This window comes from Streptomyces sp. NRRL WC-3618, from assembly GCF_001280005.1.
In the GTDB taxonomy this organism is placed as follows: domain Bacteria; phylum Actinomycetota; class Actinomycetes; order Streptomycetales; family Streptomycetaceae; genus Streptomyces.
Map to the genome: position 1 here is coordinate 1 of NZ_LGDW01000371.1, position 21,891 is coordinate 21,891.

The window sequence follows — 21,891 nt, forward strand, 5'->3', positions numbered from 1 at the left end:
TGCGCTGGTCATGGTGGAGACGCCTCAGCCAAACCCGGGCCCGCCGCAGCCACTACAAACGCCGAGGCCACATCCTGCAACTGTGATTGCAGTACTAGAAGGCCATCGGCTTGGCGAGCAGCAGAGGTTCTTGATCCAGTCCCTCAAGTACCAGGTGGGGGATGACTTCGAGAGCGATGTCCAGGGCGTACTCCAGAGCTGCGGCGCTGGGGGACTTGTCGACGTCCAGGGCCTCGGACCACTTGCGGGGCTGGTAGCGGGCCAGCATCGAGAAGCCGTACAGGATCAGCCACCGGGACATGAGAGGCGTTGGGGGTGCCTTGGCGGGCTCGAACGACGGTCGTAGGAAGCGGTCGGCGTTGAAGCGGTAGGCGGGGGCCCTGCTGTCGAAAAATCCGGCAATGTCTGCTTTCTCCATGTCCCGTTTGGTCGCCGGCCAGCAGAACTCGACGGAGAAGCGCCGAGAGTGGATCTCGCTGAAGGAGTCCTCCTCGCTGCCCCAGAGCTGTGCGCCGTGGAGGCCCGGGTATTTCGGAAGGAAGGCTGCCAGCCATGCCTTCCTGTCCGTCGGCATTTCCTCGTTCACGCAGACCGCCGCGCGCAGGTACTCGGCTGGGGGAGCGGAGTTGGTCGACCACCTGACCACCTCGCCTTGGACGGATGTCTGGCTGTCGGCGATGAACGTGACCGCCGGATCGCTCGTCATCCCGTCGAGGGGCGCCTCGGTGAGTTCGGGAATCGAGTTCCACAGGGATCCGATGGTGATCGCATCTGTGGTTCGCTCGGAACCTGTGGCGTCGGACACTGCCTGGAAAGCGCCGACCCCGTCGGGCCTGACGGCCACGTGGGGGATGTCCGGTTCCATGTCAAGGATCTTCAGGCCGTGCTTGTTGAATGTCCACGTGTCCGGTACGTGGGCGGCGGTCATCGCCAATCCGGCCTGGACGAGGCCGTAGTACAGGTTGATGGGGCGCGTGGCGGCGGTGACGACCTTCGCCGCGTTCATCTGCTCCTCGAACTGCTGCAGTGCAGCGGCGAACGTCTTCCTTCTGGACGCCGAGTCCTTGAGCTTGGTCTTGTCAGTCAGGCTCGTACGGCGGTGCCGCAGTCCCACCCGAATGGCCGTTGTTCCGTCCATGTCTCGGCTTTCTTCTGTGCAGGTGCGTGCTCTCGGTCTGGTGCGCTGGGGCGGGAATGCTGGGCAGTCTGTCGGGTCAGCGGTGGCAGGTGGCGCGTTCCTCGAAGAGGTCGAAGCCGCGCTGCAGCATTGCGACCGTGCGGTCCGTGGCCCAGAACAGCACCTTGGGGGAGCTGGTGATCTGCGTGAGGTTCACGCGTCCTTGGGTGTCCACGATGTTGCGCTCCAGGACGCTGAGGGTGCCGTGCATGTCGCCGTGTGCCAGTGAGCTGCAACTGCTCCACACGACCTCGGCCTGGTCTGAGCCCATGGGCGTCAAGGCGCCCGCCTCGCGCACGATCTCGGAGTAAGTCGTTGGCTTGAGGGCCTTCTTGGCGTCGGCCGGGGCCGTGCCCGCGGTGACCACAAGGTCCGTCAGCTGCTGCATCCGTACCTCTAGCGGACGCCGGGGCTGCTGCTTGAGGAGGGCGGCCATGCTGTCGGCGTGCTTATGCTCGCCGGCCTGCATGCGGAGCCGCCTTTGCACGCGTACGAGTCGCTGGGCGGGGCCGAGCATCCACACCGCGCGGGCGCTGTTCTCGAAGGCTCCGCGCAGGAGCGAGTACTGCCCGTGCGTGTGGAGCGTGACGGACACCGAGTTGTCCTGCGGGTCGCCCGCGAACGTGGAGCGGAAGCAGTGGAGGTGGTCGACGGCCACGCTTAGGGCGTTCCAGACGTTGTGCGAGACCTGGTAGGGGTCGGTCTTGGCGTCGTCCCCGGCCAGGGCGCTGCCGGGCTGGACCTGCCACTGCTTGGAGTCGGACTGGGTGAGGCTCTCGTACGGCCGGGCGCTGTCCAGCAGCGCCAGGATCCGCCTGAGGAATTGGTCTTCCTCGGTCGTGGTTGTCACGTCCTGAGCGTATGGGCGAAGGTCACGACGGTGCGCGGCATTTACGTGCATCCGTGAACTGTCAATCCAGAGAGGGCAGGGACAGCCTGGCGCCGACGGTGGGTAGGCCACCCCGGCATCCTGGGTGCGTCAGGCCGGCGCGGCGGCCGAAGTCATTTCGGTGCTGCTAACGGCGAGCGCGGCAAGGTACCGCTCGGGGAGGAACGCCCGGTCGTTCAGTCCGAGTTGCCCCAAGGGTTGCTGCGCAGGCTGAGTAACTCGGACGTTCACTTAGAAGGGGCGGTCAGTTTCTACCCCCAGGACGCGGGAGGCGATGAGCCGGTTGGTCAGCTCCACCGTGGACAGGTACCACCAGAAGATCCAGTCGAGGAACGCTTCGTCGTACTCGCGTTGCTGACTGGCATTGCTGTGTCGCAGGTCGAAGCTGTTGGCGATCTGGAACAGGGCGCCTTCGTCCTTTTTGTGGAGGTGCTCTTTGATCAGGGCACGACGTTCCTCAAGGATGCGGGCGAGGTTGAAGATCGCCGATCTCTTGCTCTCAGCCGACGTATCACGCCCTCGGAAGAGCGCGATGGCGTGGCGAACGCCGGCGGTTGTGTCGGGCGGGCTGTCGTTGAGAGCGTGGTGTACCAGTTGGCTGCGAGCATCGTCAGTGACGGCGACCAGACGCCCGAGGTCCTCGCCTTCCGCGGCGAGTTCGTACTCGGTGCCGGCCTCGCGCAGCAGCTGGTTGACCTTCCACCGGTACAGGACGCGTGCCGGGCCGTTGTGGAACTCCGAGTGGTGCCATCCGCAACCGCTGTAGGAGTGGTAGTGCCGTATGCGGGGCCGGCTTACGAGGTCATGGAACACCTCGATCAGCCCGTAGAAGGCATCTTCATCCCACGTCTCCGGCGCCAGAGGCCATAGATCCGGGATGCCCAGGCGCCTTTCGATCGCCTCGGAAGCGTCGGGCAACTCGCTGTGATCGTCGACGCATTCCTCGCCGAACACCTCAACCAGGTAGCCCCTGTCGGCGAACTCGCCGATGAGCCGCGCGAAGTCATGCCGAGTGTCCCGCGCCGTACTCCCGTCGTGGGCGAGCCCGCTGCCGCGGCGCTGCGGCCAGTATGGCCGGGGCGTGGCTGCGAACCTGAGCTCGGTCGCCCGGTTGATGAGCTCCGTGAACCAGTCGTGCTGGTCCATCACGGCCCGTTTGGCGCCCCGGCCGGTGGCGGTGGTTGCCCATGGATCGGCTGTCGGCGCGGTGTGGTCGGGCAGGTCCTCGAAGTCGGCCACTGCGGTTGTGCCGGCCAGGGCCTCCGTCATGAGCCATATCGCCCGGGTCTGCCAGGAGCCCGTGGACCGGAGCAGGCGCTCCCCCTCGGACACGAACAGCGGTGCGGGCCAGAGGAGTTCGTAGTTACTCAGGTCCAGACTCACCGCAACATCATCACCCATCGGGGATGTGTCCCGGCCCTGAGTGATGAATTCCCGCCTCAGTCTCGGATGAGTGCCTGGAACTGTGGACACCCGACGGCACGCCACTCCCTGACGAGGACTTCCCCGGCAACGACCACGACTTCCGCGTGCCACGGCAGACAGTCGTGGCAGGCATGGATCTCGTACGAGTTGCCGTCGTCGTCGAACGCCTTGAGGTCGACGGAGCCGACCGGCGCTCGGTAGGTGACGTTCTGCTGCGGATCGGAGGCTTCTGCCATGTCGGCCAGTATCTACGAGTACTCGGACGGTCCTTCGGGACCGGGATCACGCGCTGGGATTTCGCTGCGCCAGTCCTTGCACCCGACCAGGCCCTGTCCTGGTGCGGCCAGCGAAGCCGACCATCCGCTCACAAGCCCGTGACGGGCTGCCCGGTGAGTGCTTGGGCGACCTGCCACAGCTGTCCGCCGCGAGACGCCTTCACGAGCACGACATCGCCGGGGCGGAGGATGGAGGCCAGGTAGGCGGCGGCGGTGCCGTTGTCGCCGACCATCGCGATGTCCGGTACGCCCGCTGCGCCCGCTGCGAGGGCGAGTTGCTTGGCGAGTGTGTCGCCGACCGCCACGATGAGATCGACGCCGTTCTCGGCTGCCATACGTCCGACCTCGCGGTGGGCTTCCACGGCTTCGTCGCCCAACTCCAGCATCTCTCCGAGTACGGCGATCCTCCGGCCGCCTGTGGCCTCGGTCGTGTCGCCGTCTGTCTCGGGCATCAGGACTCTCCGTTGTTCAAGGGCGCGAAGGCGATCGCGCGGCCGGTGTAGGAAGGGGACAGGCGGCTGAGGGGGACTCGATCGTGTGTCTGGCCCCAGGCCGATGGGTCCCGGATGAAGACCGTTGGGTCGGGGCCGTCCTCGTAGCCGCGGAGGATGACGAGGTGGCCTCCGGAACGTCCGTCGTCGGGGAACTGCTCGGTGACGGACACGATGATGGGTGCGTCGTCGAGGTGGGCGAGTAGGTCTTCTACCGGCACGGGCTCTGCGTTTGCAGGGACGCCCAGGTCGGTGGCCAGGCTCGCGATCCCCGCGTGGAGTGCTCCACGCGGGGTCAGAACCTCGTTCTTGACCGCGAGTTTCAGCAGTTCCGTGACCGTGGGTGCCTCGCGCCCGTAGGCGAGCAGGATCATTCTCAGTGAGGCCAGGCCGCACGCCCGGTTGGACCATTCCACCCTGTCTCCGAGTGCCCAGCCTCCGTGCAGATCCCATTCCGCGGGGGCGATGAGCTGTCGGCACATGGGGACATCGTGGACGCGCGACACAGCGGGCGGGCTCCTACGGTGAGACGGCAGCCTCCCGAGCCCGTGTGGTGCTGGAGAACGCGGGAGTGGGCAGGGGAACATCGTAGGGCGGGCGGGCCAACGCCTCGTGCAGCATCGCCACCACGACATCCGTGTGCGCGAGTCCGACCATCGCGGCGCCCACCACGAAGTTGCTGTCACGGGACATGCCCGGCGTGCTGTTGACCTCCAGCACATACGGCTGGTCGTCCTCGGCGAGGATGAAGTCGACGCGCGCCGAACCACGCAGCCCGAGCCCGTCCCACAGCGTCGTGGCGTACTCGGTGACCTTGGCCAGAACCTCGGGCGGCAACTCGGCGGCCAGCACGGCTGCGGCGCCTCTGGAATCCACGTCGAGCTTCGTGTCGGCGTCGTAGAACTCCGCTTCGGTGGCTTCGGTGGCCAGCGGGGGAAGTACTACGACTGCGCCTCCGGGCAGCTCCAGCAACCCCACGGTCAGCGGTACGCCCGTCAGGTAGTCCTCGACCAGCACGGCTTCGCCTTTTTCGCCGGCAGCCTCCGCCAGCGCCCGGGGGAGGTCTGCCTGTTCGCGGACCAGGCTCATGCCTACGCTGGAGCCGCCGAAGGGTGGCTTGACCATTGCGGCCCGTCCGTTCCAGTGCATCGGGCCGCCGGACCAGACCCACCATCCCGGCGTGGGCACGCCGAGGCTCAGCATCACCCGCTTGCAGAGGATCTTGTCGGCGGACACCGCGGACGCGGCGACTCCGCTGCCGCAGTACGGCACGCGCAGGTAGTCGAGCAGGCCCTGCAGCCTCCCGTCCTCTCCGTACGGCCCGTGAAGGTTGGAGAGGGCTACGTCGTACCCGGCCAACTCCATGATGAAGTCGGGCTCGCACGGGTTCAGCACTTTCCAGCGGGCTCCGATGTCGTCTAGGGCCTCGGACAGGGCGGTCACGGAACGCTGGTCCACGGGGCACTTCGAGTGGTAGAGCCGGTCCTCCGCTGATACCGGCCCATAGACGAGGGCGACGCCCAGGCCCGCTCGGTCGCGCTGCCAGTCGCGAAGGTTCTGGGCGGTCTCTCGCACCGCGAGGGCAGAGTCGGAGTTGAGGAACACAGTCATGCGAGGACCCCTTCGAAGGTGTTGGTGACCGGCCCGCCGACCCAGTGGGTCCGCTTCGGCCGACCGGGATGTGGCCGGACCGTGAGCGGTTCTCCGGCGCGGTTGTGGACGGTGACGGCACGCGCCGATACGAGGCCGCGCAGGGTGGCGATGAAAACGGCCGCGACGGCTCCGCTTCCGCACGACAGGGTTTCCGCCTCGACGCCGCGCTCGTAGGTGCGGATCTTCAGCGTCTGGTTGCCGGCGGCTTGTACGAAGTTGACGTTCGTCCCCAGCGGGGCCAGGTCCGTGTGGTGGCGGACGAGGCGTCCGACGAGCACCGCGTCGATGGCGTCCACGTCGTCCACGACGGCGACGACGTGTTCGGTCCCGGTGTGGACGCTGTCGAACCAGGTCGGCCTGCCGTTGATGACTGTCTGCACGCGTCGGGGATGGACCACGCCGACCTCGGCCGTGACCCACACGGAGTCCTCGCTCACGATCGCCTCGTGCATCACCCCCGCCATGCGGAGACTCATCTCGCGGAAGCCGTGGTCATAGTGCGCGGCCCAGGCCGTACACCGCAGGGCGTTGCCGCACATCGTTGCGATCGAGCCGTCGGCGTTGAAGCAGCCGACTTCGAGGACGACCGGGCTGATGCTGATCAGGCTGCTGATGACAAGGCCGTCCGCACCTACGCCGGTCCGTCTGGCACAGAGGCGTTCCGCCTCCTTCGGCCAGTCTTTCTCGACGTCCGGTGCGGGGTCGGATAACAGGACGAAGTCGTTCCCCGCTCCGTGGATCTTGCGGAAGCGCATGGCAAAGCTCCTCGCTGGGCTGAGGTGACAGTTCTTGTGATGGCCGAACAGGGCCTGAGGTCAGAGGAGTTCGATGGGCCGATAGGTGGTCGTCGGCTTGTTCATGACCCACGGGGAGTGCCCGTCGAAGATCAGAACCCGGTGCCCCGCGGTACCGGCGGACCTCATGTCGCAGACCCGCAGGTACTGCCCGTCGAGGCATACGAAGTCGCCTATGCGGATATCGCCTGGCTGCCTCTGGCCGCCGATGGTGCCGAGGGGAGGAGGGGGCGCAGGAGCCGGATCGGTGGTGCGACGCTCGTACATTCAGCCTCTCCAGATGGCCAGGAGGATCGAACCACCGAGGGCCAAGACGCTTGCCACATAGGCGAGTTGTTGGTCGCGGGGGTTCACCGGGCGCCGACCAGATGGCTGTGGAGACGACTACGGATCGACGGGATACCGATCTCTCCGAGTGGCATCCAGGCCGCCGCGCCCGCTTCGATCACCCCGGGGGCGACGGCCCCGGAGTGGGCCCGGAAGAGATAGCGGAAGCCGATACGGAGGCGGGGGCCATACCTGTGTTGCCCCGCTCTGGTCACGTCGATCAGGAAGGGGCCCTCGCTGTCGGGCTCCGTCCACACCTCGCGGATGCCGACCGCCTCGGCCAACAGGCGCAAGGCTGCTCCGCTGAGCGAGTCGTCCTGTTCCTCTGGCTCCGCCTCCGCGAGGGCGAAGGCCCCTTCGTGCCGCAGAGACAGGACGCAGTTGCGTTCGTCGACGACGACCGCTCCCGTCGTCACCAGAGGGCAGCGCCGGCTATGAGTGCAGGCCCTACGCTGCGCGTGGTCGCGGGCGGCGTCGTACACCGGCATCAGCGCCATCTTCTCGTCAGGGTGCTCGTGGATGTAGTGGGACAGCTCCCGGATGATCTGGTCCTCCCGGATGCTCACGGGGCACCAAGCCCGTGGCGCTGCGTATAGACCCACAGGAGCCTGCGCGTGACGTCGGCGGCATCCCGGAGGTAGATGAAGGCGCCGAAGGAGGGGGTCTCCACGGTCGGGCGATTCCGCAGGTCGATGAGCCGGTACCCCCTGCGGAACAGTTCCCGGACGTCCTCGTCCTGGTCTGCTCCCAGATCCTCGCCGAGGAGGAGGTTGAGGTGCCCGATGATCTCCGGCAGGGACCCGTCCATGTCCTTGCGGGTGGAAGTGGCCATCTGCATGGAAAGGACTGCGTCGGTGCTCTCCGAAATCGTTTCGACGTCGACCGGGAGAACGTCGGGAACCTCGGTTCCTGCGCTGTCGGTTGCTCTCGATGCCTTGCCGATACTTGCCACAGTGATCACCGTTTCGCCCCTTCAGCGCACGTCTTCCAGCCGTGCCGGTAACGCTAGGAAGAGCGACGGGAGGGGCTCTATGAGTGTGCCGGAACTTGCCCGGCGTTCACCCCAGGGATTCGATGGCTGCCGTGATGATTTCGCGTGCCGCCGGGCCATAGACGGCAAGTTCGGCCAGATCCGTGAACGTCTGGGCATACATGGCAAGCTCGTGCTTCTGCGTGACGGCGAGGTGGGCCGAGACGAGTTCGACGTGGACTGTGTGGTCGTCGTACAGGAAGAAGCCCTCGACAGGCCAGAGGCTGGAACGGTCGGCCTCCTCGGGGATGATGCCGAGGCTCACCGAGGGAAGCGCCATAACGCTGAGCAGGTAACCGAGTTGACCGGCCATCACCTCAGTTCCGCCTATGCGCTTTCGGAGTGCCCCCTCTTCCAGGAGGACCGCGAACGTGTGGTTGCCGTACACGATCTGCTGCTTCTCCACGCGTACCTTGACGGCCGCCGGCACGTCATCGATGAGGCCGCGGCGGTCGCGAATGGAGGTGAGCAGCGCGGTGATGTACGAGGCCGTCTGCACGGGACCGGGAATGAGCCACGGCGAGTAAATACGGAAACGCTGCGTGCGTTCCCACAGAGGGACAACGGACTCCTGGGCCTGTTTCAGGCCGGTGCGCTCCAGCCGACGCCACTCGACATACATGCCCTCGATGCCACGGGCCGTCGAGACGAGATCCTCGGCCGCGTCCTCCGCGCCGCAAGCAGTGGCCCACGCACGAAGGTCGCGCTCCGAGGGCGGGCGCGTGCCGCTCTCGAAGCGCGAACACTTCGACTCGTGCCAGCCGAGGCTGCCGGCCAACGCCCGCTTGGTGAGCCCGGCTTCGAGCCGTATTTCGCTCAGGCGTTTGCCCAGGGCCCTGCGGGCTTCCTGAACGCTCGAAGATGGCGATGTCATGTCGCTGCGATGATGCTGTTCGAGTTATCGGGCCGACGGGGTCGGCTGGAACTCTGCGTGCGGTGTCGCCCGCGCCCATACGGCCTCGAAGGCCGACTCGCAGAGCTTTGCGACCTCCGGGTCTTCGGTGAGTTCCATCTCCATGTTCTCGCCTTCGCCGTCGAAGTGGTTGACGAGGACGAGGCTGGAGTCGAAGAGCCAGAAGTCGTTGCCCGGAAGAGCGAGGTCCGTGGCGTTGCGCCGGGAGAGCCAGCGGACGTCCTCGCCGGCGGCGATGTTCAGGCCGTCCGTCACGTCGTACTCGAAGCGGATGTACTCGCTGACGGGCGTCGACACGACGCGGGCCCGGCGGACCTCGACGCCTCGCGAGGTCGCCTCCGTGACGATGCCGTGCCAGTCACCCCAGCGCTCGGCCGGGTCGAGTGCCGTACCGGCCTGCCAGTCGGCGAAGGCCGGGTCCGACTTCATGTAGGCGTCGCGCATCTCCAGATGGACAGCCGTCCGCCGGCAGTCGCGGAACAGCTCCTCAAACGTCGGGGTCCTCATCAGCCTTCTTCACCTCCAGGAAGAACTGCACCATGCGCCGGGGGATCTCCACCACCGACTCATGGCCGGGGATGTCCATCTGCCCGAGGCGCTCGATGTCCTCCACCTTCAACCCCTGCACGAGGTAGCTGTCCTTCTCCTCGTCGAGGTAGATCGTGGGGGAGCCGCCACTGGGACTCTCCGGGTCCTTACCGAGCTTACGCAGGGCCATGATGTCCTCCTCGGATACCGGTAACGATCTCTGTGCCAGAGCTTGCCCGCGACGGGGCGGTGGAGCGAGGAACTTGCCGAAACTTGCCAGGATGTACGGGAGCTGGCCTTGCGCGGCCGAGGCCGGAGTAACGGGCAGCGGACCAACCGCCGCACTCCACGGGTGGCCTGATTCGACTGCCGCCCGTCCTTTCGACGCACACAGACACGTGGGGACGGTTCACTTCGACGGTTACCAGTTCGCCGGAGGCAGACAAGGAAGATCCCGAATGGACTGGATACTCCGCGGAGGTGCATGTCAACGTGGATGACCTTCCGAAACCCCAGGTCAACGAAGGTCGTTGACCCATCCCCGAGCCCACGGAGGCGCTCCTGCACCCGCACCACCCCAGCGATCCTTCCCGTCCCGACTTGTCGGACCCCGTGTACTGGGTCACCCCGCGTCACCTCGCCGGTGACGACGGCGCGCTCGCCGAGCGGATCGGCGACACCTTGGCCGACCTCGACTGGCGCATGTGGCCCACCTCCCGCCACACCCTGCTGTACGTGAGTCCGGACGAGCTGCGCGGCGCCGAGTGGATCCTCGCGGCCTATCCGTTCGAGCTGGGCGGTCTGCCCGTTGCCTGGCAGTTGAATGCCCGTCCGCACGTCGACTCCATGATGACGGAGTGGAACGCGTACTTCACCACCGGCGTCCCGTACGAGGCACTCGCCGATCTCATCGTGGCGATCGACGTCCGCGAGGCGCCCGCCACCGACTTCGAGGGGCCCGAGACGGTCCTCAACGCGCTTGGCGCACAAGGGTGGATCCGCGACGTGGACCGGCCTCGCACCACTGCCACGGATCCTGGGCTCTCCTCCAGCATGTCTCTGGAACCGGTGCCGCCGCTCATACAGGACGCAGACCCGCGCCCGGACCTGGTGGGCTGGCAGGCGTGGGCGGAACCTGTTCTCGGCGCCCCGTACCTGTGGTGCGCCAGCTTCAGCGCCAGCGTTCCGAACGATTTGGTCGCCGCGTTTGCTACTTCGCTTGCCTCACCGGTTTCGGTGCCCCGCCGCGCTGTGCCTGAGAACGCTGTGGGTCGGCTCACGGTCGTCTGCTGCGGCTGACGACCTCTGCCTCAGCGGGGTCGACTGCTCACCAAGGTCCAGGTTGCCTCCTGACCGCCCTGCTCTACCGGTGCCCTCTGTCTCGGCAGAGGGCACCGGCATATGTGCTGCATCACCGTGTCTTGCTGGGCTGGCTGTCTCGGTTCGGGGCGGGCGGGGCAGCGCGCCCGCTGCCCTTGGCCGCAGCGGGGGTGTGTTTGGGCATTGTGGTCGCGTCGGCGGGCAGGTTGGCCAGGTGGCGTAGCCGCCATACCAGTACGTCGCTGATCGAATCGGCGGTGCCCAGTTCCCGTCGTCCGGCAGCCTCGCCCAGCAGTGCAGCCGGGTCGTGGCCAGCGCGCTCGGTATCGGCGAGGGTGGCCGCCAGGGCGTGCCAGCCCGGCTCGGCCAGGATCTGCTCGGCCAGCTCAGGCACGGCCGCCCGCAGACGGGCGGCCTGCTTCTGGCGCAGAGGCTGGGACAGGCGCCGGCCCTGCTGGTACAGCACGCTCAACGGGACGCCGGCAGCGGCCTCGTAGGCGGTGCGCAGGTGTTCGGCGGCCTCGCGGGCTGCGGCGGCCTGCTGGGCGTGCTCCTTCTTCGCGTGCCAGTGGGCGGCGGCGGTGACGAGGAAGAACAACATGTCGATCGCCATCGCGGTGGTGGCGCCGTCTTCTGCGCGGCCGAGTGCCGGCCCGCTGTGGATCAGGTCGCGGGCGGCCTGGCGTAGGGCACGGTCGTGGCCGCGCTCGGCCTGGATGTGGGAGCGGGTGGCCCGCTCGAACACGAAGGCCGCGTCTCGCAGTTCATTGCGGGTGTGTGCGGCGGAGGTCTTGGCGAGCGCGTCCAGGACCTCTCCGGCCGCCGCGATCTGCGCGGCCACCTGGCCGTCCTCACCCTGATCGATGATCAACAGAGCTTGCCATGCTGAGGTGGCAGCACTGCGCCGCGCGGCGGCCGGACCGGGGGACCGGGGGGATGGTGTGCTGTCGCTTTGGATGGAGGCGTCGCTGTCGCCGGAGAAGCGTTTGCGGATGCGGGGCAGGGACAGGTCGGGGGCGAGGGTGGAGCCGGCGTAGAACACGGGCTCCTTGTCGCCGTTGCGGTTGTCCGGGAGGGCGACCTTGTAGCCGAGCAGGTCGCCGGAGGGTGCGGCACGTTTGCGGATCAGTAGGCCGGCGGCGGCCAGCCGGTCGAAGAACTCCTCCTCGCTCATGGCTCCGGCCACTGCCCGCCGTACGGCTTCCCGCAGCTCCTCGCGTGCCGCCTGCTCCCTGCCCTCGCGTTGCGCCTTGTGGCGTTCGGCGCTGGTGGGGGGCTTGGCGGCGGTGCCGTCCCCGGGCGGGACGCGACGCAGCCCGTAGTCGACTTCGATGCGGCGGCATTCGGCTTGGGCGCGGCGGGCCTCGTTGTGGCGGCGGGGTCGGCGGCCGTCGTCGCGGACGAGGGTGGCGATGATGTGGATGTGGTCGTCGGCGTGGCGGACGGCGGCCCACCTGCAGGCTTTCTCGTCGCCGTCGGGGGCGATGCCGGTGGCGGCGACCATGCGGCGGGCGATGGCCGCCCAGTCCTCGTCGGACAGGATCGGGTCCTCGGGAGCGGCCCGCACCGACAGGTGCCACACGTGCTTCTCGGGGCGTTTGCTGGCAGGCAGGGCGTTGACGGGCTGGTCGAGCAGGTGCTCAAGCTGCTGGTAGGTGGCGTTCGGGCCGCGGCCGGGGTCTGGGGTGAGTGGGTCGAAGGCGGCCACCAGGTGCGGGTCGGTGTGCACCTCGTCGGTGCCGGGGCCGTAGAGGTATTTGATGAGCCCGAACGTTTCGCTGCCGCGCTTGTGGATGCTGGGGATCACGCAGGGGCACCGCCGTCACGGTGGGCGAGCAGGGCATCGGCGGCGTCCTCCATACGGCGGGCGGCGCTGCGGACGGCTTTGGCCGAAGGATCCAGGTGGGGTGCGTCGGCGCCGGAGTTGAGGGCCTTGGCGACCTGGTTGAACAGGCCGTGGATGCGGCCCAGGTGCCGGCGGGCGGCGAACAGCTCGTCGATGACCTGCCGTTCGGTGGCGATCTCGGCGGCGGTGCGGTTCAGGTCGCGGGCGGCCTTGTCGACGGCGTAGGCGAGGAAGGCGGCGTTGGACATCTCGCAGTGGGAAGCAGCGTCGGTGAAACGCTTGAACTCGGCGTCGTTCATACGGCAGCTGGGCTGGTGCAGACGCTTGCGTGCTTTTGGCTGACGCGGGCGCTGACGTCTTTTCGAGAAGGATTCGGGCTGACGGTTCCCTCCTGGCTGCGGTCCGCCCTCGGTCGCTGCCTGACGGTCCGGTGCCCCCAGGCGCCGGGCTGTTCCTGCCACCCCTGGGGCGGGAACTCCGGGAGCATTGCTCCCGGTACAACTTGCTGTGCCGTTGTCTGGGGCAGTGGTCGTCTCCTGCGGTGCGGTGGGGCGTTCGTGGTGCTGGTTGTGCACGCTCGGTTCTCCGTGGGGTCTGCGTGATGAGGGGTGCTGGTGCTGTTTTGCCAGGGCGGGCCGTCGTTCCGGGCGGGTGAGGAGCGCGGAACGCGCCGGATCTGCTCTCGGCCGGCCGTCGGAGATGGTCCGACATCGTGGGTCGGCGGGTACGGGCGGGCGGGACTCTTGGGGACCGGTCCCCGAAGCGACGTGATCCACGGTCCCGGGATCGTTGGGGACCGCGCTGCGATGGTCGTTGGGGACGGTCCCCCTGACGTTGAGTCAGGGGGACCGTCCCCGTCCCCGTGTCGCCGCACCAGACGGTCCCCAAGGTGTCAGGGCCGGTCGGGGACCGGTCCCCGAGTTTGGGGACCGCTGCGGGGACCGGCCTCATAGCGCCCTGAGCAGGGGTTTCCCAGAGTGAACCGGCCCCGTCCCGCCACTGTCCATGTCGGTCCCCGACAGCTCTGTCGCAGCGGTCCCCGGCCCCGTCCTTCTCGGTCCCGGTGGACGCTCCTGCGTTGCTCCGCGCGGGACGGTCCCCGTCTCGATCTTGGTCCCGGGGAACGTCGGGGACCGAGGCGCGGTCCCCCATCTGATTGTGTTCGGTCCCCGGTTCGGCGTGGTGCTCGTAGGTACGGTCCCCGTTCGCCGCGTACAACCGACCGGGGACCGACGGATGTCTGACCGGGGTGGTGCCACGTCGCTGTCTGACGATGCGAGGTGGAGGTGGAGGTGGCAAGGATGAGTGGGGCGGTCAGACGGTGGGCGCGGTGCGGCGTCGTCGGTCGGGGCCGGTGAGGACGACGCGTTCGGTCATCTCGGCGAGGCGGGAGGTGACGCGGTCGCCGAGCGCGGTGCGCAGCTCGGGGATCGGCAGGTTGGTGGTGATGAGGGTGGGGAGCATGTGCTCGTACCGGTGGTTGATCAGCCGGTACGTCAGTTCCTCGGTCCACTCGCTGGTCTTGGCCGCGCCGAGGTCGTCCAGGAGCAGCAGCGGGCAGCGGGCCAGCGTCTGGAGGTCGCGTTCGGCGTCGTGGCCGGCGCGGGGGCGCAGGCGGGCGTAGAGGTCGGCGGTGGTGGTGGCTTCCCAGCGCAGGCGGACGCCTCGGCTCAGGAGGGCGCGGACGGCGCCGTACGCCTGGTACGTCTTGCCCGTGCCGGTGGGGCCGGCGATCAGCAGCGACGGTCCTTCGGCGATACCCGGACCGCCGGGCCCGGGGCGCCCTGCTCCGGAGATCTGGTCGGCCCAGGCGGTGATCCGGGGGTGGTCGGCCAGGGCGCGGCGGTAGCGGGCGGGGATGCGGGCGTCCGCGAGTTCCAGGGCGGTGACGGGCTCGGCCGGCGGCTCCCCGGCAGCGGCGGCGGTGGCGTCGATACCGCGGCGGGCCAGGATGCTGTTGAGCCGGTCGGCGAGTGGGCCGACGCACTGGGGTTCGCGGGTGAGGGTGGCGGTCAGAGTTCACCTCCGTAGGCGGCGGCGATGTCGGTGGGGTTGGTCCAGGGCCGGTGCACGGCAGGGGTGTTGGGCGTGGCGTTCATGACCTCGTTCACGAGGCTGGGCAGGGAGCTGGGGTGCATGCCCTTGGCCCGGTGGCGTTCGAGTGCGGCTCGGAGGTGGGCGGGTGAGACGCCCTCGTCGAGCAGCTTGCGCACCTGTCGGCCGAGATGGCCGAGGAAGTCGCCCGGTGGGCGGTGGTGGCACGCGGCGACGTACTCGGTGATGAGTTGCTGCGCCGAGACCGTGTTGGGCGCTGGGGCGCTTGCGCCCCCCGAAGGGGTATTTCCTAGATCCATGATCCTAGGTCCTAGATCCGGGCAGTGAGGCTCCACCGACGGCTCCGGGAGTCCTCCGTGAGTCCTCGCGGAGGATTGCGTGAATCCGTCCTGACCTGCGGATTCGTCATCGGTACCCTGATTCAGTGCGGGCTCGCGCATCTCCGGTGTGCCCTCACGGAGGGCGCCGTGAGATGGCGGTGAGGGCTCCGTGAAGCCGGCCCCGGCTGCGCTCGGATTGGCTCCGGCCGGAACGTCGTGGTGCGGGCAGGCGGGGAGGCGGCTCACGCTGGGCCGGTTGATCTTCTGGTGCTGGTGCCAGGTGACGATGTGCAGGTACCGCTTGTCGTCCGGCCCCGTGTAGCGGCAGATCAGACCGGCGTCGGAGAGCTGGGCGAGGTCCGTCTCGACGCCAGAGGGCCCGTGTTCCGGGCGCAGGACCCACAGCTGTCCGGCGACGATTGCGGCGTGGTCGCGGTGGCGGCCCTGGTCGTCGGCTTGGGTGAGCAGGCCGAGGAAGGTGCGCTCGGCGGTCAGGGTGACGGCGGCCAGGGACTCGGAGACGAAGGCTTCGGGCTTGATGGTGCGGATTCGTGCCAAGAGGGGGCGGTCCTCACTCGGTTGCTGGTGGGCGGGCACCCACGGCTCACCGTCGATCGTGGCGGTACGGGCGTCAGGGGCAGGGGAGTTGGCCGACCGGCGGCGCGGGGCGCGCTGGTGGCCGCTCGCGCTTTCCGGGGGTGTCGTCAACATAGCCACACCCAAGCCGCGCAAGTCCAGCCCCATCCCGCGCAATCTCTTACGGCAGAAGGGCGGCCGAAAAGCAGGCGGTAAAGGACGGTCCCAAAACTGTAGGGCACGATCGGCCGTTGACGAAATAGTTGCCCTGGACGCCGAGCCAGAAGCATCACATCGGGAAGCCGTTGACGTGCCGCCGACGGGGAAGCTACAACACAACACCCCACGTCAGAAGTGCATCGAGAGGTGTGATTCGAGGCCGCGAGCCCGGGGCCGGGGGATGGGAAAACCACCCTTTTCGTTGTCCGGGCGGAGGCAACATAGCCGACGATCCCCGGTTTACCAAACCGGGGAATGCAAGCGAAACTGGAGTCATGGCAGCACGTTCTCTGGAAATGGGTCCGGCAGGAATACGGACCGCCCGCACCATCGAAATCCTCCGTAACGAACGCGGTCTCGCCCAGCGTCAGTTGGCCGACCGAGTCACGGCCATTGGCCGTCCGATGTCCAACACGATGCTGTCCCGAATCGAACGCGCCCAGCGGCGCTGCGACGTCGACGACCTCGTCGTCATCGCAGAGGCCCTTCTCGTCTCGCCCCTCGTGCTCCTGCGCGGGCCGAGTACTTCGTGAAGAGTTCGTCCGAGGACTCGGGTCTCCTCCGTTCAGGAAGACTCCGACGTGCGCTGAGCCAGGTGTCCCGGCAGACCGAAGAAAGTGACGATTCTTGTCCCCTCCTACCTCGAAGCAGTGGTCGAAAGAAATGGGGCAAGGAGGCCGGCCGACCGGGAGTCACCCTCCGGGTGAGCACCTCGGTAGGGCCCCGGCAAGGTGCCCTCGGCGTCAGAGCTGCCGCCCATCGCCACAGCGGGACCGCGCTCCAGACGAGATGTAGGTCCATAGCCGCACCCGCGCAGTGCGGGGCGTCGCCGTAGCAGCGAGAGGGGGCGAAGACGCGCTCCTCGCCCACGCCGGGGACGCCAAGGCCACGCCCAATCACCTGACGGCTGCCTCGTGTTGCCGGGTTCCGGCAACACCCGCGACTCCTTGGTGCCCATCAACGATCTGTCAAAGACGCATCAAGGGAGAGTAAGGTTCCCGTTGGTGTGCCGGGAAGCCTGGTCGGCGAGTAGGGGACAAATCTCTCTTCCGATCGGGGTGGCCGTCATGGTGCTCGTGGTGGTGTTCGGCGCCGCGCTGTTGGTGGCGGTGCTGTTGTCGGGCCTGGCGGCGCGGACGGTGCTCTCCACGTCTTTTCTGTTCCTGGTCGGCGGAGCGCTGGTCAGCGACGGGTTCCTCGGCCTCATCCACATCACGCCGGACAGCGAGATCGTGTCCCTGACGGCCGATCTGGCGCTGTTCGCGGTGCTCTTCACCGACGGCATGCACGTGTCGCTGCCCAAGCTGCGTGCCAACTGGAAGAACCCGGCGCGCGCTCTGGGCCTGGGCATGCCGCTCGCGTTCGTCTTCATGGCCCTGGTGACCCACTACCTGGTGGGGCTGGACTGGACGACGTCGTTCCTGGTCGGCGCCGTCCTGGCACCGACCGACCCGGTGTTCGCGTCGGCGATCGTCGGGCGCGCGGAAGTCCCGGCCAAGTTGCGGCAGTTGCTGAACGTGGAGAGCGGCATCAACGACGGGCTCGCCCTGCCCGTGGTCCTGATGCTGATCGCGGCCGCCGGCCCGACAGCGGACAGCGCGGAAGCCTCCGGCTCCACCATTGCGATGGAACTGCTGCTCGGCCTGGTCTTCGGCGTCGTCCTGCCGCTGCTGGTCAACGGACTCGTCCGCTTCCGGCTGCTGGGCGCGGAGCCCAAACTCCAGCCGCTCCTGCCGCTGGCCACCGGAATCATCCTGTACGCGACCTGCCACCTCACCCACGCCAACCCCTACCTCGCCGCCTTCTCGGCGGGCGCCACTCTGGCCCACGTGTCGCCGGAGGCGAAAACGTCCTTCGAACCGCTCGGCGAGGCGCTGTCGGAGCTGGCGAAGTTCGCGGCGCTCCTGGTGTTCGGCGCGCTGCTGACCCCGCAGTTGTTCGGCGACCTGTCGTTGGGCGGCTACGTGGCGGTGATTCTGGCGATCGTCCTGATCCGTCCGGCCTCGCTGCTCATCTCGCTGCTGGGTACGACGATCTCCCGCAAGGAGAGGCTGGTGGCGGCCTGGTTCGGCCCGAAGGGCTTCGCCTCGGTGGTCTACGGACTCCTGGTCCTTCAGTCCGGCATCCCGCAGGCCGAGGAGGCGTTCACACTCGTCGCGGTCTGTATCGCCTTCTCGATCATCGCCCACAGTTCCACGGACGTTCCGATCGCGCGTGCCTTCGACGTCGACGACCTCGTCGGCATCCCGGACAGGGACCAGCCCGGCACCGTCCCGCCGGAGGAGGGCCGCTTTGACGCTCGCGCGTGACCTGGCCCGCCCCTATCCGACGGTGCGGGTCGACGACGACGCCCAGGAGGCGGCGCGGCTGCTGGTACGCGAACGGTTGCCCGCCCTGCTGGTTCTCGACCAGCTGGAGTGCCCGTACGCGATCGTCCCCGCCGTCCAGCTGCTCGGCGCTCTGGTGCCCGAATACGACTGTCAGGACCTGCTGCCGGCCATGATCGGTGATCGCTTCGACGAGGATGTCCGAGGGGTACTGTCCGGACGGCCCGTGGCCGACTGGCTGCCCCGGCACCGCGTCACACCGGGCCTGGTGGGTCCGGAGGAGTCGCCGTCGGAGGTCGCCGCTCTCATGGCACGCAAGGACTGTCCCGTCGTCGCGGTGATCGAGCGCGACGGCGGTGCGGTCACCCTGCTCGGCGCGATCACCGGGGACGTCTTGTTGGAGCACTTCATCGGAGGACCGTGAACGACTGGCAGAGCTGGGCGGCGGTCGTCGTCTTCGTCGGCGCGTACGCCCTGATCATCAGCGAGAAGATCCACCGTGTCGCCGTCGCCCTCGGCGGTGCCGGGCTGATGCTGGCGATCGGGGCGACCGACGACAAGTCGGCGTTCTACTCCGAGCACAGCGGCATCGACTGGAACGTCATCTTCCTACTCATGGGCATGATGATGATCGTCGGCGTGCTGAAGCAGACCGGCATGTTCGAGTACCTGGCGATCTGGTCGGTGAAGAAGGCCCGGGCGAAACCTTTCCGGGTGATGGCCATGCTGGTCGTGATCACGGCGCTGGTCTCGGCCCTGCTGGACAACGTCACCACAGTGCTGCTGATCGCGCCGGTGACGCTGCTCGTCTGCGAGCGTCTCGCCCTGCCGGCGGTTCCGTTCCTGATCGCCGAGGTCATGGCGTCGAACATCGGCGGCACGGCGACCCTGGTCGGTGATCCGCCCAACATCATCATCGCCAGCCGGGCCGGGCTGACCTTCAACGACTTCCTGGTCCATCTGGCGCCGATCGTGGCCGTCCTGGTGGTCGCCCTCCTCGTGCTGTGCCGGGTGATGTTCCGCAAGTCCTTCGTCTACGACGGGGACCGGGCCGCCGAGATCATGGCGCTTGAGGAGCGTGAGGCCATCAAGGACCCGCGGCTGCTCGTGCAAGGGATCGTGGTCCTGGCGCTCGTGGTCGCGGGCTTCGTCCTGCACCCGGTGCTGCACTACGAGCCCAGCGTCGTCGCCCTGCTCGGCGCCGGGCTGCTCATCGCCGTCTCCACGGCGGAGACCGGAGAGGTGCTGAAGGAGGTGGAGTGGCCCACCCTGGCCTTCTTCGCCGGACTCTTCATCATGATCGGCGGCCTGATCGAGACCGGTGTGATCGAGGAGATCTCCAAGGCCCTGGCCGACGCGATCGGTGACCACGAACTCGGCGGATCCATGACGATGCTCGGCGCCTCCGCGGTCCTGTCCGGCATCGTCGACAACATCCCCTACGTCGCCACCATGGCCCCCATCACCAGCGACCTCGTCCAGAACATGGGCGGCACCGGCGACCACGTCATGTGGTGGGCTCTTGCTCTCGGCGCCGACCTGGGAGGCAACGCCACCGCCATCGGCGCCTCCGCCAACGTCGTCGTCCTCGGCATCGCCGAACGCAACCGCCAGCCCATCTCCTTCTGGCAGTTCACCAAGTACGGCCTGGTCGTCACCGGCGTGACCGTGGCTATCGCGCTCGGCTACGTGTGGCTGCGCTACTTCGCGCTCGGCTGACGCCACCCGAAGCGGGCCGGAGCCCTGTCCCTCACGTGCGAACCGCACCCGTGGTGACTCGTCTGACGTCAGACCTCGTCGTCGGGCCACCCGAGGAGCCGGGCACCGATCACTGCGGTCTGCAGGGTGTAACGGTGGACGGGATCGCCGGGGTCGGCGCCGGTGAGCTTGTGGATGCGCTCCAGGCGATAGGTGAAGGCCCGCACGCTCAGGCTCAGGCGCCGGGCCGCCTCGGCGGCGACGCAGCCGGAGTCGAAGTACGCCGTCAACGTCTCGACGAGGGGACGGGCGCCGCCTCGTGCGCTCAGCAGGGGGCCGAGGGTGTTGTCGACGAGGTCGGCCATGGCCTGCCGGTCGCGGGTCAGCACCGGGTAGACGAGGAGATCGGCCGCGCGCAGTACGGGCTCGTTGATCTGCAGCCGGTCCGCCAGGTCGAGGGCGTTGAGTGCCTCTTCGTAGGAGTGCACGACGCCGCCGGCACCGGGGTGGGGACGTCCGATGGCGACCCGGCCGCCCTCGGTGACCGCGTACGCCTGCTTGGCGAAGAACGTCAGGACGTCGTCCTGGTCCCCGGGAGCGATGCAGACCAGTCGGCCGTCCTTGGTGGTGAGTAGAATGCGCCGCTCGCCGAACCGGCTGACCACGGCCCTCTCCACCTGTCGGGTGGCCGGGTCGGTCTCCTCGACGGGCTTGCCGCCCTGCGCGACGGCGACGGCGTGGGCGCGGGAGAGGAGCAGACCGAAGCGTTCGGCCCGCTCTGCCAGGCGGCCCAGGTCGCTACGGCCGTAGAGCAGGTCGTCGATGAACTCCCGCCGTACGGCCTCCTCCTGTCGAACGGCGAGCTGCTGTGCCCGCTCGTGTCCCTCGGCGAAGGCGTCGATCGCCTGCTCGACGGCGGCGAGCGCGGCTTCACCGGCCGAGGCATACAGGACGGGCCAGTGCTCACGGGCCACGGCCAGGTGCCGACGAACGACGGCCCGCACGCCGAAACCGGCCTCCGCCGCGCGTTCCCCCTGGGTCCGCAGGGATTCCAACTCGTCCCTGGTGAAGCGGCGACCCGTCGCGCACACGTCGGTCAGTATCTGGACATACCCCTCCAGATACTGGTCGGGGACCTTCCGCCCTGTCACACGCCCTCCTGACTTCCTGATGCTTTGCCTACACGTTCCTGACGCATGCTGAGCAAGACTGGCAGATCAGGGGCTGGAGGAGGAGCTCGGCCTCAAGGGCGCTCGCGATTTCCGGGTCCTGGCGAGGTGATGACGGCTGCTGTGGCCGGGGAGCACACACTCACGCCCCTCACCGGAGAGGGTTCCCTGCCGTCTTTTCCAGGCGTCGCTGACGCATCTTCTTGGGAGTGAGCCGCCCCGGATCTGTTTCCGGCCGCGGATGAGCGACACATGGACCGGTGCCCACCGCGTTGTGTCGACCCCTGGCATAAAGAAGGCGTCAAGACTGCCGGAGCACGGCAATGCGCCGCAGGGCATGCCCAGTTCAAGATGATGGAGGCAGCAGTACGGGAATCGGGAGCCGAGCTCAAGGGGGTGGGGACATGGGGCACGTCGTCGACGCCGCCGTGCGGTTTCCCACCGTCTTCCTCACCTCGGCCCTGGTCGTCGCTCTCGGCTTCTGGCTGCTGGTGCTGCTGGGCCGGGCCGACGCGCGCGCCTTCGATGCCGACGCCCCCTGGCTGACCAGGTCTCTTGCCGGAATCCCGGCCGCTGCCGCGGCCTCCGTCGTGGTCTTGAGTGCCTGGCTGGTCAGCCTCACCGGAACGGTCCTGATTGACCTGGCACGCCTGACCGGTCCTGGCGGCGCTGCGGCCCGGGTCGCGTTGCTCGCCGTGTCCACCCTCGTCGCGTGGCCGGTGACACGAAGGTCAGCGGTCCTTCTCGCCAGGTTGTTCCCAGAGCGCTCCGGGTCGTACCGAGGGGCTGCTGCGAGCAGTGCTCCGTATGACCCTGGCAGTCCCCCCGCGCACGGCTGAGCCGTCCACGGGGCCTCACG

At 68.1% G+C, this 21,891-nt stretch carries 25 protein-coding genes; 6 read left to right on the plus strand and 19 right to left on the minus strand.

Features of this window, described 5'->3' with window-relative positions; all coding sequences use genetic code 11:
- Positions 1 to 94: 94 nt before the first annotated feature.
- The 14 genes from ADL01_RS26610 to ADL01_RS26675 form a co-directional block, all read right to left on the minus strand.
- Complete coding sequence (locus ADL01_RS26610) at positions 95 to 1,138, minus strand: YaaC family protein (protein WP_053744557.1); 1,044 nt, start codon at positions 1,136 to 1,138, stop codon at positions 95 to 97.
- Between the two features lie 76 nt (positions 1,139 to 1,214).
- The gene (locus tag ADL01_RS26615; RefSeq protein ID WP_053744558.1) at positions 1,215 to 2,027 is read right to left on the minus strand and encodes a hypothetical protein; all 813 of its coding nucleotides are present in this window, start codon (positions 2,025 to 2,027) and stop codon (positions 1,215 to 1,217) included.
- A 270-nt stretch (positions 2,028 to 2,297) separates the two neighbouring features.
- Positions 2,298 to 3,467: a hypothetical protein gene (locus ADL01_RS26620; RefSeq protein WP_053744559.1), complete on the minus strand. Its 1,170-nt coding sequence runs from the start codon at positions 3,465 to 3,467 to the stop codon at positions 2,298 to 2,300.
- Positions 3,468 to 3,505: 38 nt separating this feature from the next.
- The gene (locus ADL01_RS26625; RefSeq protein WP_053744560.1) at positions 3,506 to 3,727 is read right to left on the minus strand and encodes a hypothetical protein; all 222 of its coding nucleotides are present in this window, start codon (positions 3,725 to 3,727) and stop codon (positions 3,506 to 3,508) included.
- Between the two features lie 128 nt (positions 3,728 to 3,855).
- Positions 3,856 to 4,218 (minus strand): glutamate ligase domain-containing protein, encoded by a 363-nt coding sequence (locus tag ADL01_RS26630; RefSeq protein ID WP_199834931.1) that lies wholly within the window; start codon positions 4,216 to 4,218, stop codon positions 3,856 to 3,858.
- Entirely contained in the window at positions 4,218 to 4,739 is a 522-nt protein-coding gene (locus ADL01_RS26635) for a C39 family peptidase (protein ID WP_053744561.1), read from the minus strand. The genes ADL01_RS26630 and ADL01_RS26635 overlap by 1 nt, the downstream gene beginning before the upstream one ends.
- 37 nt (positions 4,740 to 4,776) lie before the next feature.
- On the minus strand, positions 4,777 to 5,868 hold the full coding sequence (locus ADL01_RS26640) for a D-alanine--D-alanine ligase family protein (RefSeq protein ID WP_053744562.1): 1,092 nt from the start codon (positions 5,866 to 5,868) through the stop codon (positions 4,777 to 4,779).
- Positions 5,865 to 6,665, minus strand: coding sequence for a diaminopimelate epimerase (gene dapF / locus ADL01_RS26645; protein WP_053744563.1), 801 nt, complete (start codon positions 6,663 to 6,665; stop codon positions 5,865 to 5,867). The genes ADL01_RS26640 and dapF overlap by 4 nt, the downstream gene beginning before the upstream one ends.
- Before the next feature lie 60 nt (positions 6,666 to 6,725).
- Positions 6,726 to 6,971, minus strand: coding sequence for a hypothetical protein (locus tag ADL01_RS26650; protein WP_053744564.1), 246 nt, complete (start codon positions 6,969 to 6,971; stop codon positions 6,726 to 6,728).
- 83 nt (positions 6,972 to 7,054) lie between these two features.
- A complete protein-coding gene (locus ADL01_RS26655) occupies positions 7,055 to 7,597 on the minus strand; it encodes an NUDIX hydrolase (protein ID WP_053744565.1) in 543 nt (180 codons plus the stop codon).
- Complete coding sequence (locus ADL01_RS26660) at positions 7,594 to 7,869, minus strand: hypothetical protein (RefSeq protein ID WP_234354801.1); 276 nt, start codon at positions 7,867 to 7,869, stop codon at positions 7,594 to 7,596. The genes ADL01_RS26655 and ADL01_RS26660 overlap by 4 nt, the downstream gene beginning before the upstream one ends.
- A gap of 220 nt (positions 7,870 to 8,089) precedes the next feature.
- Positions 8,090 to 8,935, minus strand: coding sequence for a helix-turn-helix domain-containing protein (locus ADL01_RS26665; RefSeq protein WP_053744567.1), 846 nt, complete (start codon positions 8,933 to 8,935; stop codon positions 8,090 to 8,092).
- Positions 8,936 to 8,959: 24 nt separating this feature from the next.
- A complete protein-coding gene (locus ADL01_RS26670) occupies positions 8,960 to 9,484 on the minus strand; it encodes a DUF6879 family protein (protein WP_199834933.1) in 525 nt (174 codons plus the stop codon).
- Positions 9,462 to 9,692, minus strand: coding sequence for a hypothetical protein (locus ADL01_RS26675; protein WP_053744568.1), 231 nt, complete (start codon positions 9,690 to 9,692; stop codon positions 9,462 to 9,464). The genes ADL01_RS26670 and ADL01_RS26675 overlap by 23 nt, the downstream gene beginning before the upstream one ends.
- A 422-nt stretch (positions 9,693 to 10,114) precedes the next feature.
- Between ADL01_RS26675 and ADL01_RS26680 the strand changes: the two genes are divergently transcribed.
- A complete protein-coding gene (locus ADL01_RS26680) occupies positions 10,115 to 10,801 on the plus strand; it encodes a DUF317 domain-containing protein (protein WP_078960768.1) in 687 nt (228 codons plus the stop codon).
- A gap of 112 nt (positions 10,802 to 10,913) precedes the next feature.
- Here ADL01_RS26680 and ADL01_RS26685 read toward each other — a convergent pair whose 3' ends face one another.
- From ADL01_RS26685 to ADL01_RS26700, 4 genes are all read right to left on the minus strand, one after another.
- Positions 10,914 to 12,629, minus strand: coding sequence for a relaxase/mobilization nuclease domain-containing protein (locus tag ADL01_RS26685; protein ID WP_053744570.1), 1,716 nt, complete (start codon positions 12,627 to 12,629; stop codon positions 10,914 to 10,916).
- On the minus strand, positions 12,626 to 12,967 hold the full coding sequence (locus tag ADL01_RS26690; RefSeq protein ID WP_053744571.1) for a hypothetical protein: 342 nt from the start codon (positions 12,965 to 12,967) through the stop codon (positions 12,626 to 12,628). Before ADL01_RS26690 ends, ADL01_RS26685 begins: the two co-directional genes overlap by 4 nt.
- Positions 12,968 to 13,982: 1,015 nt before the next feature.
- Entirely contained in the window at positions 13,983 to 14,684 is a 702-nt protein-coding gene (locus ADL01_RS42580; RefSeq protein WP_078960769.1) for an ATP-binding protein, read from the minus strand.
- The gene (locus tag ADL01_RS26700) at positions 14,681 to 15,601 is read right to left on the minus strand and encodes a hypothetical protein (RefSeq protein ID WP_053744573.1); all 921 of its coding nucleotides are present in this window, start codon (positions 15,599 to 15,601) and stop codon (positions 14,681 to 14,683) included. The genes ADL01_RS42580 and ADL01_RS26700 overlap by 4 nt, the downstream gene beginning before the upstream one ends.
- A 512-nt stretch (positions 15,602 to 16,113) precedes the next feature.
- Between ADL01_RS26700 and ADL01_RS26705 the strand changes: the two genes are divergently transcribed.
- From ADL01_RS26705 to ADL01_RS26720, 4 genes are all read left to right on the plus strand, one after another.
- A complete protein-coding gene (locus tag ADL01_RS26705; protein ID WP_053744574.1) occupies positions 16,114 to 16,371 on the plus strand; it encodes a helix-turn-helix domain-containing protein in 258 nt (85 codons plus the stop codon).
- Positions 16,372 to 16,905: 534 nt separating this feature from the next.
- Positions 16,906 to 18,147, plus strand: coding sequence for a cation:proton antiporter (locus ADL01_RS26710; protein ID WP_053744600.1), 1,242 nt, complete (start codon positions 16,906 to 16,908; stop codon positions 18,145 to 18,147).
- Positions 18,131 to 18,589, plus strand: coding sequence for a CBS domain-containing protein (locus tag ADL01_RS26715; protein WP_053744575.1), 459 nt, complete (start codon positions 18,131 to 18,133; stop codon positions 18,587 to 18,589). The genes ADL01_RS26710 and ADL01_RS26715 overlap by 17 nt, the downstream gene beginning before the upstream one ends.
- Positions 18,586 to 19,884, plus strand: a complete 1,299-nt coding sequence (locus ADL01_RS26720) for an SLC13 family permease (RefSeq protein ID WP_053744576.1) — start codon at positions 18,586 to 18,588, stop codon at positions 19,882 to 19,884. Before ADL01_RS26715 ends, ADL01_RS26720 begins: the two co-directional genes overlap by 4 nt.
- A gap of 68 nt (positions 19,885 to 19,952) precedes the next feature.
- On the opposite strand, the gene ADL01_RS26725 is transcribed toward ADL01_RS26720, so the two are convergent.
- Positions 19,953 to 21,014 (minus strand): PucR family transcriptional regulator, encoded by a 1,062-nt coding sequence (locus tag ADL01_RS26725; protein ID WP_053744577.1) that lies wholly within the window; start codon positions 21,012 to 21,014, stop codon positions 19,953 to 19,955.
- Positions 21,015 to 21,436: 422 nt separating this feature from the next.
- Here ADL01_RS26725 and ADL01_RS26730 point away from each other — a divergent pair, with 422 nt between their 5' ends.
- Positions 21,437 to 21,871 carry a hypothetical protein gene (locus tag ADL01_RS26730; RefSeq protein ID WP_053744578.1) on the plus strand — a complete coding sequence of 145 codons (435 nt, stop codon included), beginning with the start codon at positions 21,437 to 21,439 and terminating at the stop codon, positions 21,869 to 21,871.
- Positions 21,872 to 21,891: the final 20 nt, after the last annotated feature.